The 15489-nt window shown below is 65.2% G+C and carries 13 protein-coding genes; 8 read left to right on the top strand and 5 right to left on the bottom strand.

The features are described from left to right. Positions 1–50: 50 nt before the first annotated feature. Positions 51–1967 (bottom strand): bifunctional tRNA (5-methylaminomethyl-2-thiouridine)(34)-methyltransferase MnmD/FAD-dependent 5-carboxymethylaminomethyl-2-thiouridine(34) oxidoreductase MnmC, encoded by a 1917-nt coding sequence (gene mnmC / locus PHI64_RS08500; RefSeq protein ID WP_299881524.1) that lies wholly within the window; start codon positions 1965–1967, stop codon positions 51–53. A 149-nt stretch (positions 1968–2116) separates the two neighbouring features. On the opposite strand from mnmC, the gene pepN reads away from it, so the two are divergent. Then, entirely contained in the window at positions 2117–4807 is a 2691-nt protein-coding gene (pepN, locus tag PHI64_RS08495; RefSeq protein WP_299881522.1) for an aminopeptidase N, read from the top strand. Positions 4808–4857: 50 nt separating this feature from the next. Here pepN and rffA read toward each other — a convergent pair whose 3' ends face one another. From rffA to PHI64_RS08475, 4 genes are read right to left on the bottom strand one after another with little or no spacing between them, the layout of a single operon-like run. After that, a complete protein-coding gene (gene rffA / locus PHI64_RS08490; protein ID WP_299881520.1) occupies positions 4858–5982 on the bottom strand; it encodes a dTDP-4-amino-4,6-dideoxygalactose transaminase in 1125 nt (374 codons plus the stop codon). After that, complete coding sequence (locus PHI64_RS08485) at positions 5979–6398, bottom strand: GtrA family protein (protein ID WP_299881517.1); 420 nt, start codon at positions 6396–6398, stop codon at positions 5979–5981. The genes rffA and PHI64_RS08485 overlap by 4 nt, the downstream gene beginning before the upstream one ends. Then, positions 6395–7165 (bottom strand): GNAT family N-acetyltransferase, encoded by a 771-nt coding sequence (locus PHI64_RS08480; protein WP_299881514.1) that lies wholly within the window; start codon positions 7163–7165, stop codon positions 6395–6397. The genes PHI64_RS08485 and PHI64_RS08480 overlap by 4 nt, the downstream gene beginning before the upstream one ends. A 13-nt stretch (positions 7166–7178) precedes the next feature. After that, positions 7179–8159, bottom strand: coding sequence for a glycosyltransferase family 2 protein (locus tag PHI64_RS08475; protein ID WP_299881511.1), 981 nt, complete (start codon positions 8157–8159; stop codon positions 7179–7181). A 324-nt stretch (positions 8160–8483) separates the two neighbouring features. Between PHI64_RS08475 and PHI64_RS08470 the strand changes: the two genes are divergently transcribed. The 7 genes from PHI64_RS08470 to PHI64_RS08440 all read left to right on the top strand — a co-directional run bounded on the left by PHI64_RS08470 (position 8484) and on the right by PHI64_RS08440 (position 15434). Further along, on the top strand, positions 8484–9131 hold the full coding sequence (locus tag PHI64_RS08470) for a DedA family protein (RefSeq protein ID WP_299881508.1): 648 nt from the start codon (positions 8484–8486) through the stop codon (positions 9129–9131). Positions 9132–9140: 9 nt separating this feature from the next. Further along, positions 9141–9785: a phosphoribosylglycinamide formyltransferase gene (gene purN / locus PHI64_RS08465; protein WP_299881505.1), complete on the top strand. Its 645-nt coding sequence runs from the start codon at positions 9141–9143 to the stop codon at positions 9783–9785. 7 nt (positions 9786–9792) lie between these two features. After that, complete coding sequence (locus PHI64_RS08460) at positions 9793–10908, top strand: DUF3108 domain-containing protein (RefSeq protein ID WP_299881502.1); 1116 nt, start codon at positions 9793–9795, stop codon at positions 10906–10908. Between the two features lie 61 nt (positions 10909–10969). Then, a complete protein-coding gene (locus tag PHI64_RS08455) occupies positions 10970–12229 on the top strand; it encodes an RsmB/NOP family class I SAM-dependent RNA methyltransferase (protein WP_299881499.1) in 1260 nt (419 codons plus the stop codon). Between the two features lie 20 nt (positions 12230–12249). Next, positions 12250–12858, top strand: coding sequence for a phospholipase D family protein (locus PHI64_RS08450; protein ID WP_299881496.1), 609 nt, complete (start codon positions 12250–12252; stop codon positions 12856–12858). Continuing rightward, positions 12824–14155 (top strand): mechanosensitive ion channel domain-containing protein, encoded by a 1332-nt coding sequence (locus PHI64_RS08445; RefSeq protein WP_299881493.1) that lies wholly within the window; start codon positions 12824–12826, stop codon positions 14153–14155. Before PHI64_RS08450 ends, PHI64_RS08445 begins: the two co-directional genes overlap by 35 nt. Positions 14156–14261: 106 nt before the next feature. Continuing rightward, positions 14262–15434 carry a fatty acid desaturase gene (locus tag PHI64_RS08440; RefSeq protein WP_299881490.1) on the top strand — a complete coding sequence of 391 codons (1173 nt, stop codon included), beginning with the start codon at positions 14262–14264 and terminating at the stop codon, positions 15432–15434. The last annotated feature ends 55 nt before the right edge of the window (positions 15435–15489 follow it).

Genomic DNA, 15489 nt, shown 5'->3' with positions numbered 1-15489 from the left:
CCCCTTGGGGACGGGCGCAAAGGCCTCTTACAAAGTTGCGGAAAGTGTTTTCAATCGTCGCCGCCCGTGCTCGGGCGGGGGGGCTTGAGCAGGTAGCGGGCCGGGTCGAGAGCGTCCACCAGATCCTGCTCCAGGGGCAGCGGGTTGCCGTCTAGCTGGCTGGCCAGCAGCTCGCCCATCAGGCTGGCCCATACCAGGCCGCGGGCACCGAAGCCGGTCAGGGCGTACAGGCCGGACTGGCGCGGGATCGCTGGGAGGGGCGTGCTCTTGTCGGCCTGAGCCACGGCGGGAATCGCGCCCACCATGGGCAGCCGGTCGGGAGAGGCAGGCCGGAAGCCCACCCGGCCGTCCAGGCTGGCCGGGTCGTAAGCACCCGCGTAGCCGGGCAGGATGAGATCCAGGGTGGCGAGGTTTTCGGCGTGCTCTTCGGTGCGCAGGCTCTCGTCCGGGTCGTCGGCCAGGAAGGTGGCGCCCGCACAGCGGACGCCATCCACCTCGGGGCTCACGTAGCCATTGCGGCACACCACCACGTGGGGGGGCGAGCCGGCAGTGGCCGGCAGGTGCGAGACCTGCCCCCGGGCCGGGCGCACCGGCAGGGCGGCGGCCTCGGGCAGAGCACGGATGCCGACGCCGTTGGCCAGAATGACAACCGGCGCCCGGGCGATGGGGGTGTCGTCGGCGTCCAGGGCAATCCATTCGCCATTTTCGGGGTGCAGGCTCGCAAGCTGGCGCCCGAACAAGGTCTGGATGGCCGCGCCACCTGCGGCCAGGTTGGCTGAGCACAGGCTGGGAGGCTGGATCCAGCCCCCGCCGGGAAAGTGCCAGCCGCCCTGGGCCAGGGGCCAACCGGCAATCCGGCTGGCTTCGTCCTGTTCGGCGTAACGCAGGTAGTTGGTCGGAGGCCGGTGGGTGGCAACGACTGTGCGCATCTTGCCGGCCTGCTTGTCGTCCCGGGCCAGGTGCAATACGCCGGTGGCGCCCCAGCGCGCCGGATGCCCTGCTGCCGCGAGCTGCCTGAGATGCTGCAGCCCGTAAAGAAAGCCGGCTCGGGTGATACGCCCCAGGCGGTTGTCGTCCAGGCTGGGCAGTGGCCGGAAGACTCCGGCCCGATTGCCGGAGGCGCCCTGACCCGGGCCGTCAGCGCTGTCGATCAGGCTGATTTGCCAGCCCCGGGCAGCCAGGCGCTCGGCCACCGAGGTGCCGGCCACACCAGCGCCGATCACCAGGGCATGGCGATGCCGGGGTTCGGCCGGGGTGGCGGGGCTGCCGCTGCGCTGGCCGGTGAGCATCTCGCGCTTGCCACCAAATCCGGGCTGGCGTGTGAGGCTGAAGCCGGCGGCTTCCAGCCCCCGGCGTACATGTCCGCTCACCGACCAGGTGGCGAGGCTGGCGTCGGAGGCGGCCAGTCGGGCCAACTGCTCGAAAACCCGGGGTGACCACAGCTCGGGGTTGCGGGCTGGGGAGAAGCCGTCGAGGTAGAAGGCGTCGGCCCGGGCGTTGAGTTGGGGCAGCAGGTCGACAGCGTCGCCGAAGGCCAGAGTCAGGGTGACCCTCCCGCCGTCCAGATGACAGCGGTGGATGCCGGGTGTAAGGGGCGGCCAGTGCGCCTGCAGGGCTTCGGCCAAGGGGGCGAGCTCGGGCCAGGCAGTGTGGAGACGGGCCAGGTCGTCTGCCTGGAAGGGATGCTTCTCCACCGACACGAAGTCGAGCCGCGCGCTGCGGGCCGGGTCGGCACGCCAGGCCTGCCAGGTGGCCAGGAAGTTGAGACCCAGGCCGAAGCCCGTCTCGATGATGGTCCAGCGCTCGCGCCCCTGCCAGCGCCCAGGCAGCCCGTTGCCAGCCAGGAAGACGTGCCGGGCCTGGCCGAGGCCGCCCGCGCTGGTGTGATAGACGTCATCGAAGGTGGCGGAGTAGGGCGTGCCGTCCGGGGCAAAGGACAGGGTGGCGGGCTGGATGGGCGTGAACATGGTGATAGGCAGGAGGTAGTGCGGGCGCTGAAGGCCACGATTGTCCCCCAGGGCGACAATTTTTGGGACGAGGAAAGCGGGGCCGAGATGGGGGCTGGACGGGCGGGGTAGAATCCCCGTCAGTCAAAGCAACAACAAGGATCATCCCCATGCGCACCCAACAAGGCACCCCCATCCGCCGCGATGCCTATCAGCCTCTGGCCTACACCGTCGCCACGGTGGACCTGGATTTCATGCTCGACCCCCAAGAGACGGTGGTCACCAACCGCATGCGCTGCGTGCGCAACCCCGATGCCCCGGCGGGCCCGCTGGTGCTGTTTGGTGAGGCACTGGAGCGCCTGTCCCTGAGCCTCGACGGCCAGGTGCCGGCAGCGGGCCAGGTGCGCGAAGTGGAAGGCGGGCTGGAGATTGATGTGGACGCCGATGAGGTGCTGCTGGAGGTGGTGACGCGCATTGATCCGTCTGCCAACCTGACCCTGTCGGGGCTGTACCAGTCCCGCGGGGGTTACTACACCCAGTGCGAAGCCGAGGGCTTCCGGCGCATTACCTATTTCCCCGACCGGCCCGACATCATGGCCCGCTACACCGTGCGCCTGGAGGCCGATGCCGCTACCTGCCCGGTGCTGCTGTCCAACGGCAACCTGCTGGAAACCGGCACCCTGCCCAATGGCCGACATTTTGCCCGCTGGGAAGACCCCTTCCTCAAACCGTCCTACCTGTTTGCTCTGGTGGCGGCCGACCTGAAGGCCCTGGAGCGTCGGGTCACTACCATGACCGGTCGGGACGTGCTGCTGCAGGTGTGGGTCGAGGCCCGCGACCTCGATCGCGTTGGCCATGCGATGGACTCCCTGATCCACTCCATGCGCTGGGACGAAGAAGTGTTCGGGCTGGAACTGGACCTGGACCGTTTCATGATCGTAGCGGTGTCCGACTTCAACATGGGCGCCATGGAGAACAAGGGCCTCAACATCTTCAACACCAAGTATGTGCTGGCCAACCCGGAGACCGGCACCGACCTGGACTTCGAGAACGTGGAAAGCGTGGTGGCCCACGAGTACTTCCACAACTGGACGGGCAACCGCGTCACCTGCCGCGACTGGTTCCAGCTGACCCTCAAGGAAGGCCTCACGGTGTTCCGTGACCAGCAGTTCACTGCCGACATGATGGCCCGGGCGTCCGACTCTGCCGATGCGGCGGCCTCGGCCCGGGCGGTGACGCGCATCGCCAATGTGCGGGTGCTGCGTAGCGGGCAGTTCCCCGAAGATGCCGGCCCCATGGCCCACCCGATCCGCCCGGACAGTTACCAGGAGATCAACAACTTCTACACTGCGACGGTGTATCAGAAGGGGGCCGAAGTCATCCGCATGCTGCACACCCTGCTGGGGCGCGAGGGTTTCCGCAACGGCATGGACCTGTACTTCTCCTACCATGACGGCCAGGCGGTGACCTGCGACGACTTCGTGGGCTGCATGGCCGAGGCCAACGGTGCCGACCTGGACCTCTTCATGCGCTGGTACAGCCAGGCCGGCACGCCTCGGCTGAAGGCTGAGGGCGTGTATGACGCCGCCAGCCGCAGCTACAGCCTGACCCTCAGCCAGCATACCCCGGCCACCTCCGGCCAGCCGGACAAGCTGCCCTTGCACATCCCCGTGGCGGTGGGCCTGATCGGGGCCGATGGCGCCGACCTGCCCCTGCAGCTGGAGGGCGAGGCCCGGGCGGGCGAGACCACCCGGGTGCTGGAACTCAAGGCCGAAAGCCACAGCTGGTGCTTTACCGGCATTGACGCCGAGCCGGTGCCCTCGGTGCTGCGCGGCTACTCTGCGCCGGTGATCCTGGATATTGCCGAGGACGACACCCGCCTGGCCTTCCGCATGGCCCACGACAGCGACCCCTTCAACCGCTGGGACGCCGCCCAACGCTACATGGAGCGGGTGATCCTGGCCCTGGCCGCCGACAAGGCTGCCGGCCGGCCCATGCAGGTGCCCCAGGCCTTTGGCCACGCCTTCCGTGCGCTCCTCACCAACGACAGCCTCGACCCGGCCTTTGTGGCCGAAACCCTGGCACTGCCCGCCGAGGCCTACTTGCTGGAGCGCATGGAGCAGGCCGACCCGGCCCCCCTGCGGGCGGCCCTGATCCACCTGCTGCGTGAACTGGGTCAGGCCCTTCAGGCGGATTTTGTGGTGCGCTACATGGATCTGGAAGTGGAGGGCGACTACCGCTACCACCCTGCCGACGCCGGCCGGCGTGCCCTGCGCAACCTGTGCCTGCGCTACATGATGGCCTGGGGCGGCCCGACGGCAGTGCAGTTGGCCATCTTGCAGTTCCAGCATGCAGGCAACATGACCGAGCGCTATGGTGCCCTGGCGGCCCTGGTGCAGAGCGACAGCCCGGAGCGTTGCAAGGCTCTGGAGGCCTTCCATGAGCGCTACCGGGACGACGCCCTGGTACTGGACAAATGGTTCCTGCTGCAGGCTGGGGCCTGGCGCTGGGCCGATTCGGCGCCGGCCACCCTGGAGCAGGTGCGGGCCCTGATGGGCAACCCGGCCTTCAGCCTGTCCAACCCCAACAAGGTCTATTCGCTGCTTGGTGGCTACTTCAAGGCCAATCCGGCGGAGTTCCACCGGGAAGATGGGGCTGGCTATGCCTTCTGGGCCGAGCAGGTGATCGCCCTCGACCGCAACAACCCCCAGGTGGCATCCAGGATGGCCCGCGCCCTGGAGGGCTGGCGCAAGTTTACGCCGGAGATCCAGGCCCGCATCCGTCCGGCGTTGGAGCGGGTGGCAGCGGCAGAGGGGCTGTCACCGGATGTGACCGAGATCGTGGGCAAGGCCCTGGCCTGACCGGCGCTTACCCGGCCGTGCAGCCTCTGTGAGGACTGCACGGCGTGTGCTTACAGGGATGCCAGGATGTGCTGGATGACCTCTGCCTGGACTTCCTCAAGGCCGACCCACAGGGGCAGGCGCACCAGGCGCTCGGCCATCTCGGTGGTCACCGGCAACTCGCCATGGGCCCGGCCGTAGCGTTGGCCGGACGGGGCGCTGTGCAGCGGGATGTAGTGGAACACGGTGTTGATGCCCACCTTGCGCAGCTTGTCGATGAAAGCCGTGCGCTGCGCCAGGTCGGGCAGCAGTATGTAATACATATGGGCGTTGTGGCCGCAGTGGGCCGGCACCACCGGGCGCCGCAGCTTGCCAGCCTTTTCGGCTTCGGCCAGCCATTGGTGGTAGGTGTTCCAGATGGCCAGGCGCTGGCGGGTGATGCTGTCGGCTTCCTCGATCTGGGCGGCCAGGAAGGCCGCAATGATCTCCCCCGGAAGGTAGGATGAGCCGATATCCACCCAGGTGTATTTATCCACTTGCCCGCGGAAGAACTGGGAGCGGTTGGTGCCCTTCTCGCGGATGATCTCGGCTCGTTCGGCATACTGGGGGGCATTGACCAGCAAGGCGCCGCCTTCACCGGAAATGATGTTCTTGGTCTCGTGGAAGGACAGGGTGCCCATGTGGCCGAGGGCACCCAGAGGGCGGCCCTTGTAGGTCGCCATCACGGCTTGGGCGGCATCTTCGATCACCAGCAGTTTGTGCTTGTTGGCGATAGCCATGATGCTGTCCATCTCGCAGCCGACGCCAGCGTAGTGCACCGGGGCGATGGCCCGGGTGCGCTCGGTGATGGCGCTCTCGATCAGCTTCTCGTCGATGTTCAGGGTGTCGGGGCGGATGTCCACGAACACCGGCACGGCGCCCCGCAGCGCGAAGGCATTGGCTGTCGATACAAAGGTGTAGGAGGGCATGATGACCTCATCACCGGGCTGGATGTCGGCCAGGATTGCCGCCATTTCGAGGGCGGCCGTGCACGAATGGGTGAGCAGCGCCTTGTTGGTACCGGTGCGGGCCTCCAGCCAGCGGGAGCAGCGCTTGCTGAAATTGCCGTCCCCGGCCAGGTGGCCGTTGGCATGGGCCTGGGCGATGTTCCAGAGTTCCTTACCCGTCATGTAGGGCTTGTTGAAGGGGATGTTCATAGACTCGGGGTGGTGGCGTTGGGCGAGGGAATATCGGATCGGAAAACCCAGAGTTTCTGCAGCAGAAAGAGCAGCACTGCGGTGCAGATGATCAGGGCGCCCTGGATGATCTGGTGGGGGTGCCCGAGGTGGTCAACCAGCACATACAGGGCTGCCAGATTGAACAGATAGCCGAGGCCGTAGCTGATGCAGTAACGGATGAAGGCCGGCCCATGGGTGCCGCCGTGGCGGAAGGACCAGGCCTTGTTGAAGTAGAAGGTCTGGATCACTCCGAGGGCGTACAGCAGGCTCATGGCCAGCTTGGGCTCGACGCCCATGCTGGTCAGGGCCAGGTAGGCGAGGTAGAGCAGTGCGTTGGAGGTGAGGCCGACCACTCCGTAGCGGAGCATCTGCCCGAGTGTGGCCTTGGCGCTCATGCGGGGCGCACCCAGTGCAGGGTCATCAGTGGCGGCGGAAAACGGAAGCCCAGGCGGGCGTACAGATTGAGTACCCGGTGATTACGGGCCACGATGCAAGTTTGCACGCGGCTGGCGCCTTCACTTTGGGCCTGTTCGAGCATGGCTTCCCAGGCCCGACGGCCGTAGCCGCGACCCTGCAGGCCGGGCGCTACCGCTGTGAGATGCCAATAGCAGGTGCCGTCCGCCCGCATTTCAGTGACGAAGAAGGCCACCAGCGTCGCGCCGTCACGCAGGGCATGCAGGCGTTGCTGCGGGTGAGCCAGGCAGCTGCGTACCCAGTTCTGGTAGCGGAGGTCGCCGATTGCCGAGGGCAGGCGCGGGTCCATGTGGAAGCGTTCGTTGCCGAAGGCCGAGCCAGCGGCGTCGAGGATTTCCGGCATATCGTCGGCGGTGGCCCGGCTGACCACCAGAGCGTGGCTGGATGGCGGCAGGGCGGCCAGGCCGAGCTCCGGCTGGTAGAGCATTTCGATGAAGCGGAAACCAGTCTGTTCGAGCAGCATGGATTCCGCCAGCTGATCGTGGCGGAGGCGGCAGCTCACCAGCAGGGCGCCGGCCCTGTCCCGGGCTTCGGCGAAGGTCGCAATGTCATCCACCGCGCCTGGGGCACGCAGGTTCAGGGTGCCGATCTGCAGTACCGGGGCGCCGAACAGCACGGAGTCCCAGGGGGCTTCGGACCAGGACAGCTGGAGGGCCGGGGTGTCGATGTGCCCGCTCAGATCGGTCATCGAGGGGGCGGCTTCAGGGCTGGCTGACATGGGCTGAGGAGAGGGCGGTGGAGGAGGCTCCGGTTTCCTGCGTGGGTGTTTCGTGGAGCAGGGTGTAGGGCGGGCGCTCCATGGAGCGGAAGTGCATGCGCGCCAGGTACTCGCCGAAAATGCCCAGGGCAAAGAGCTGCACGCCGGAGAAGATGGCGACGATGGAGGCGATGAAGGTGAAGCCCGGTACGGCGCTGCCGGCAATGAAGTAGCGGCCGACCACGTAGGTGAGCACCAGCATGCCCAGGACGCCGAAGGTGATCCCCAGCAGGCTGGCGATCTGCAGGGGCAGCACCGAGAAACCCGTCATCATGTTGATGGCGTGGTTGATGAGCTTCTTCAGGCTGTATCCCGAGTCGCCGATCAGGCGGTCATCCTGGCGGACATTGACGGACGAGAAGGAGGTGGTGCCCCAGGTGAGCAGGACGTCAATATTGACCGACGGGCTGCGGTAGGCCTCGAACGCATTGCGCAGCCGGGTGCGAAAGACGCGGAAGGCACTCACTTTGCTCGCCGACTCGACGCCCATGGTGCCCTGCAGGGCCAGCTTGGTGATCCGCGAGGCCTGGTTGCGCAGGAAGCCGTGGGTTTCGCTTTGGGGCGAGCCATACACCACGTCATGCCCCTCGTGCAGTTTGGCCAGTAGTTTGTGGATCTCTTCCGGTGGGTTCTGCAGATCGTCGTCGATGGTGATGATGACTTCGCCCCGGGCGGCCCGGATGCCGCACAGCAGTGCGTTGTGTTGGCCGTAGTTGCGTGCCAGCTTGATGCCGCGCACCCGGGCGTCCTTGCTGGCGAGTTCCTGGATCACCTGCCAAGTGTCGTCGCCGCCACAGTCTTCGACAAAAATCACTTCGAACGGATCTTTCGTGGCCTCCAGGGCGCTCGCCAGACGGCGGAGGAGCTCGGGCAGGGTGGCCTGGGAGCGATAACAGGGAATGACGACGGACAGACTGACGGACACTCGGTTACCTCATGTTGAGACGGGACTGTCAGGGCTGGAAAAAGGGATTTTCCCGCCCCGCCAGCCCGGCTTGCTGCGCTGCGAAAAGCATATAGAACTCGCTTTTTCTTATTCGATATTAGTAACACAGGCGTGCTGCGGGCTACAACGCGGATTTGTCACGGAGAGAGTCAAGTGCTTGTTTGCCGGGGCTTGGTGGGCAGTGCGGTGGGCTTCGCCGTGAAGCCTGACGTGGTGCGCTTCGACACGCTCCGGCAAAGCCTTTGCGAGCGTCCCGGTGCGCCCTCCGGTATCATGGCGGTCTTGTTTTTTTGCGGCGCGGCAATGGAACTGCTCACTCAATTCATCGACATCATCCTGCACTTGGACGTCCACCTGGCCGCCCTCACGGCCCAATACGGAACCTGGATCTACGTGATCCTCTTCCTGATCATCTTCTGCGAGACCGGGCTGGTGATCTTTCCCTTCCTGCCCGGTGACTCCCTGCTTTTCGTGGCCGGCGCCCTGGCAGCCACCGGCGGCATGGACATCTATGTGCTGTGCGGCGTGTTGCTGCTGGCGGCGGTGTTGGGTGACAACACCAACTACTGGATCGGTCATTCCATCGGGCCAAAGGTGTTCCGCTGGGAGAACTCCCGCCTGTTCAACCGTGCGGCCTTCGACAAGACCCATTCCTACTTCGAGTCCCACGGCGGCAAGACCATCATCATTGCCCGCTTCCTGCCGCTGCTGCGCACCTTTGCGCCTTTCGTGGCGGGGGTGGCGCGCATGACCTACCCGCGCTTCGTGGCCCTGGATTTTCTGGGCGGCTGTATCTGGATCTTCTCGCTGACCTGGTTGGGCTACGGCTTCGGCAACATGCCGGTGGTCAAGAAGAACCTGTCGGTGGTGATCCTCGGCATCATTGCCATCTCGCTGATCCCAGTGTTCATCGGCTGGCTGAAGAGCCGCCGGGCGCCGCTTGCCGGCTGAGGGCTCACTATGAAGAACATCGTTATCCTCATCTCCGGTCGAGGCAGCAACATGGAGGCCATTGTCCGGGCGCAGATCCCCGGCGCGCGCATCGCCGCCGTGATCTCCAACCGTCCTGATGCCGGCGGTCTGGATTTTGCCGTCCGACAAGGCATTGCTGCCCGGGTGGTGGATCACAAGGCCTATCCGGCCCGGGAGGCCTTTGATGCGGCCCTGGCTGAAGAAATCGATGCCCATTCCCCGGATCTGGTGGTGCTGGCCGGCTTCATGCGGGTGCTCACCGATGCCTTTGTCAGCCGCTATGCTGGCCGCCTGATCAATATCCACCCCAGCCTGCTGCCCTCGTTCCCAGGGCTGCATACCCACCGACGCGCGCTGGAAGCCGGAGTGCGGGTGCATGGCACCACGGTGCATTTCGTGACCCCGACCCTGGATTGTGGTCCGGTCGTGATCCAGGCTGTCGTGCCGGTGCTGGCGGACGACGACGAGGACAGCCTGTCTGCCCGCGTGCTGGTGCAGGAACACCGTATCTACCCGCAGGCCGTACGCTGGTTCGTCGAAGGCCGGCTGCAGCTGACGGCGGCTGGTGGGGTGCGGGTGAAGGATGAAACCGCCGGCCTCGACGGCTGGACGGTGCCGCCCGTCGAGGCCTGAGTCGTCGATGGCTGCTGCCACCGGGCGTTATGACCGCACGCTGGTCTTTGCCATTGCCGTCTCTGCGGTAGTGCATCTGGCCGTGCTGCTCGGGCCGGCCTGGGAGATTCCCAACGACAAGGCCAGCGTACTGCCGCCCCTGGACGCCCGGCTAACGCCCTTGCCCAAGCCGACCCTGAAGAACCCGGACGAGAAGCGTGTTGTGCTGGGCGATGCACCGCCCCAGCGCCCGCGCCCCAGGCCGCGCAAGCCGGTCAAGGCCGCGGAACCCCAGGTTGCGTCGGCTCCGGTGGTTCCGGTGGCTCAGCTTGCGCCGGATGCCGCACCGACGGGTAACGAGGGCGATGGCCAGGATATGGTCCCGCGCACGGATCCGCCTGCCGCGATGGAGGCTGACGCCACGGGTAGTGGCAAGGGGGGGGGCGGCGGAGAACCAGCCAAGGGTTCCGGGCCGAGTCTGGGCGAGCTGTGGGCGGCCTCGGGCAAGATCCAGTACAACGTGATTCGCGGCGAGCAGAACTTCATCATCGGTCGCACCACCCACGCCTGGACCCACGATCAGGAACACTATTCCATGGAAACGGTGATCGAGACTTCAGGCCTGGTCGGCCTGATCAAGCCGTTCCGGATGGTTCAGCGCAGCGAGGGGCGGATCGGGCCACGGGGCCTGCAGCCCGAGAAGTTCACCGTCGAACGGGATGGCCGGATGCGGGAGCGGGCCGACTTCGACTGGTCGTCGGCCAAGGTGGTGCTGGTGGCCGGCGAGCGTCGGAGGGAGTTCTCGATCGCCGAGGGCGACCAGGACGTGCTGTCCCTGATGCATCATCTGTCCCTTCAGCCGGAGGGGCCTTTGAAAGCCGAGTTGCTGGTGGTGACCGGCAAGAGCGCGGTGCGTTCGGTGATCGAAAACCTCGGCATCGAGGAGATCGAGGTGCCGGCGGGGCGCGTTTCCGCCTACCATCTCGGCAGCACCGGGCACCGTGGTGAACTGAAGATCGACATCTGGCTGGCCCGGGATTATGCCAACCTGCCGGTGCGCCTGAAGATCACCGACAAGAATGGCGATGTGCTCGACCAGGTTGCCACCGGCGTGGATCTGGGCAAACGGGCCGCGCCCCAGTAGCAGTACCGACAGCTTGCCGGGCGCAGTGGCGTCCGGCCGTTTTTTCCCGTATCGGATTCCCATGACCATTACCCCCGCCCAGATCCAGTCCGCCAGCCAGGCCCTTCGCTCCGTGCTGCGCTTTGATTACCCTGCCGATTCGGTGCTGTCCCGCTACTTCCGGGATCTGCGCGAGCTTGGTGCGCGGGATCGGGCCTTCGTGGCCGAAGCCGTGTACGGCGTGCTGCGGCGCAAGCGCACCCTGGAGCGGCTGTGCGGCCCGGAGGCTTCGACCCGCCACCTGGTGCTGGCCTGGCTGGCACGTGTCGAAGGCACCACCCTGCGTCAGTTGGGTGACGGCCTGCATGGTCGTGACACCGACTTTTTCACCGAGATCAAGGGCCGCGAGAGCGGCGAACTGACCCTGGCCGAGTCGGCCGATCTGCCCGACTGGCTGGCCGATCGCCTGCTCGCCACCCTGAGCCCGGAGCAGGTCGTGGCCCTGGCCCAGAGCCTCAACCGCCCGGCGCCTCTCGATCTGCGTGCCAACACCCTCAAGATGGACCGGGACGCCCTTGTCGAGCGCCTCAAGGCCGATGGCATCGCCTGTGCACCAGGGCGCTTTTCCCCGACCGCCGTGCGTCTCGAAGGCAAACCGGCGCTGCAGAAGCACCCCCTGTTTCTCGATGGCAGCTTCGAAGTGCAGGACGAGGGCAGCCAGCTTCTAGGCTATCTGCTGCAGCCCAAGCGCGGCGAGATGGTGGTCGATTTCTGCGCCGGTGCCGGCGGCAAGACCCTGCTGCTCGGTGCGCTGATGCGCAACAGCGGCCGCCTGTATGCCTTCGATGTGTCCGACAAGCGTCTGTCCAAGCTCAAGCCGCGGATGGCCCGCTCCGGCCTGTCCAACATCCACCCGGTGGTGATTGCCAGCGAGAACGACCCGCGGGTCAAGCGCCTCGCCGGCAAGATCGACCGGGTGCTGGTGGATGCGCCGTGCAGTGGCCTCGGCACCCTGCGCCGCAATCCGGATCTGAAATGGCGCCAAAGCCCCGAGGCCCTGGCCGAGCTGACCGTCAAGCAGGCGGCGATCCTCGCCAGTGCGGCCCGTCTGGTGAAGCCGGGCGGTCGCCTGGTGTATGCGACCTGCAGCCTGCTGGTCGAAGAGAACGAAGCCATCGTCGCGGCCTTCCTGGCGGCCAATGAGGGCTTTGCGCTGGTCAACGCCCAGGAAGTACTGGTCAAACAGGGCATTGCCGTTGAATGTGGCGAGCAACTCCGCCTGACCCCGCTCGCCCACGATACCGACGGTTTCTTTGCCGCTGTGCTTGAGCGCAAGGCCTGATGCCGGCCTGGCGGTGGCTGTTGGTCGGCCTGGCGCTGGCGGTGGCCGCCCCGGCCAGGGCGCTGGCCCCTGAAGCGCCCATCAACCTGGTGGCCACCGGGACGGTGGAGGTGGTTTTCTCACCGTGGGGCGATGCCGAGTCGGTTTTGCTGAAGGCCATCGACGATTCCCGGGAACAGATTCTGGTGCAGGCCTATCTATTCACCAGCAAACCCCTGGCGCGGGCCCTGATTGCCGCCCACCGCCGCGGGGTGCGTGTGGAGGTGATGCTCGACGCGGAAAGCAACCGGGCTGCGTCGGCCAGCAGGCTGCCCGATTTCATGGCTGCCGGGGTCCCGGTGCTGGTGGAGACGCGGCACAACATTGCCCACAACAAGGTAATGCTGTTTGATCCTGCCACCTCAAGGGCTGCGGTGGCGACCGGGTCTTATAACTTCACTCGTGCGGCGCGGGTGGCCAATGCGGAAAACCTGCTGATCCTGCGCGGCAATCCGGCGCTGGTGAGGGCCTATCTGGGCAACTGGCGGCGCCACAAGGCCGAAGCGCAATTACTGCACAGTCTCGACGAACTGCCCGGACGGAAAAGGAAAGAGAATGGAAGAGAACCAGATCGCGCACCTGCTGATTGAACTGTGGGATGACGTCCAGAAGCCGGCGATTGTTTGGCAGGTTGGCGTACTGGCGGTGTGTTTGCTGCTTGCCGGGTTGATTACCCGTCAGATCAAGACAGTGCTGCGCCAGCGTCAGTCCACCGCTCCAGACTACGTGCGTGGTGTCGGTGAGGAGGGGCTGCGCCGGGTGGTTTTTCCACTTTCGGCCCTGCTGCTGGTAGCGCTGGCCCGGGTTACGCTCGACAAGTGGCATCACGTCAATCTGCTCAAACTGGCGGTACCTTTGTTGATGGCCATGGCGGTGATCAGGCTGACCGTCCATGCCCTTAAGCGCGCCTTTCCCCGGGCGGGCTGGCTAGCCTCTTTCGAACGTTTCTTCGCCTTCGGGGCCTGGGCGGTGGTGGCTCTGCATATCGTGGGTGTGTTGCCCGCGGTGATCGACGGGTTGGAGCAGATCAGCTTTCCCGTGGGCAAGGCAAGCGTCAATCTGTGGATGCTGCTGCAGGGCGCGCTGACGGTCATGCTGACGGTGCTCGTTGCCCTGTGGTTGGCCGGTGTGGTGGAAGCCCGCCTGATGCACACCGAGGGGCTTGATGCCAACCTCAAACTGGTCTTCGCACGCCTCTCCAAAGCCTTGCTGATTGTCCTTGCTGTGTCCATTGGTTTGCCCTTGGTGGGTATCGATCTCACTGCCCTGTCGGTATTTGGAGGGGCCCTGGGGGTTGGTCTGGGCCTTGGTATGCAGAAAATCGCTGCCAACTACGTGTCGGGCTTCATCCTGTTACTGGACCGCTCCATCCGCATGGGCAACCTGATCTCGGTGGGTAACGAGCGGGGCGTCGTCAGCCAGATCACTACTCGCTACACCGTGCTCAAAGGCATGAGTGGTATCGAGTCCATCGTGCCCAACGAGACCCTGGTGGGAGCCGTGGTGCAGAACGAGACCTTCACCGACCCGCGGGTACGCATTGCCCTGCCGGTTCAGGTGAGCTATGCCGCCGACTTGGAAAAGGCGATGGCGATCATGATTGACGCTGCCCGCAAGCAGCCCCGGGTGATGGATGACCCCGGCCCGGGAGCCTTCCTGGAGACTTTCGCCGACAGCGGCATCAACCTGCAGCTAGGGTTCTGGATACGCGACCCGACCGAGGGGACGCTGGGCATTCGTTCTGCGATCAACATGGAGATCTGGCGGCGCTTCAAGGAGGAGGGCATCGAGATTCCGTTTCCCCAGCGGGAGGTTCGCATCCTCAACCCGGCGCCGACCATGCCGATAGAGCCCCTGGGCCGCGCTGTCGCCGTTGAGCCACAGTAGAGTGGCGCGGAAGGCGCCAAGGCCCGGATTTTTTAGCACTTTCCTTGGTTTGGGGAGGGGGCTCAACTAGAATTCGCGCACCATTAGAACAAGGACCAACGGCCTGATGTTTTCCGGATTGCTTGATATGCCCTGGTGGGGCTATGTCGTCGTCACCCTGGCGATGACGCATGTGACTATCGCATCGGTCACCATCTTCCTGCATCGCCATCAGGCGCATCGCTCCCTTGATCTGCATCCCCTGCCTGCCTTGTTCTTCCGTTTCTGGTTGTGGCTGAGCACGGGCATGGTGACCAAGGAGTGGGCAGCCATTCACCGCAAGCACCACGCCAAGTGCGAAACCCCTGACGATCCCCACAGCCCCCAGATCCATGGCATCAACAAGGTGCTATGGACGGGGGTGATGCTGTATGTCAAGGAGGCCCGCAACCGGGAAACCATTGCGCGCTATGGGCATGGCACCCCGGACGACTGGGTCGAACGAAATGTCTTCTCTGCCTATCCCAAGATGGGGGTGGTGATCATGCTGGCTGCCGACATCCTTCTCTTCGGGGTCTGGCCAGGCGTGCTCATCTGGGGTGTGCAGATGGTCTGGATACCTTTCTGGGCTGCTGGTGTCATCAACGGTCTGGGGCATTTCTGGGGGTATCGCAATTACAACTGTGCCGATGCGTCCACCAACCTCTTTCCCTGGGGCATCCTGATCGGGGGCGAAGAACTTCATAACAATCATCACAGCTTTGCGACCTCGGCCAAACTGTCGGCCCGCTGGTACGAGTTCGACATTGGCTGGATGTATATCCGCATTCTCGAGATGTTTGGCCTGGCCCGGGTCAAGAAGATCATTCCCACCCCGAAGTTCGGAATTGCCAAGGCGCGTGCCGATTTCGACACGCTGCAGGCCATCATCACCTGCCGCTACGACGTGATGACCCGCTACGTGCAATCCCTCAAGCTCATCGCCCAGGAAGAGTTTGCCGCCCTCAAAGCCCAGTCGGGAGAGAAGCTGAGCGTCCAGGAACTGCGACGCTGGCTGGTCGCCGATGAAAACGAGCTTGCCCCGGAGGAGAAGTCTCGTCTCGCCTCCCTGCTGCAGGTGAACGCCCGCCTGCAGACCGTTGTTACCATGCGGCAGGAACTGAGCGCCCTGTGGGCCCGCTCCACCGCCACTCACGAGCAGCTGCTGCAGGACTTGCAGGATTGGATTGCCCGGGCGGAGAAGAGTGGTATCCGGCAGCTGGAGGACTTCTCCCTGCGTCTGCGCCGTTACGCCGTCTGAGCGTGTTTGCATCCCTGACAAGCCCGCCGTTTTGGCGGGTTTGTCGTTTGTGGAG

Source organism: Zoogloea sp. (assembly GCF_028689785.1).
Lineage (GTDB): Bacteria > Pseudomonadota > Gammaproteobacteria > Burkholderiales > Rhodocyclaceae > Zoogloea.
Note: the sequence above shows the minus strand (reverse complement) of the source record. Positions and strands in the feature narration are given on the sequence as shown.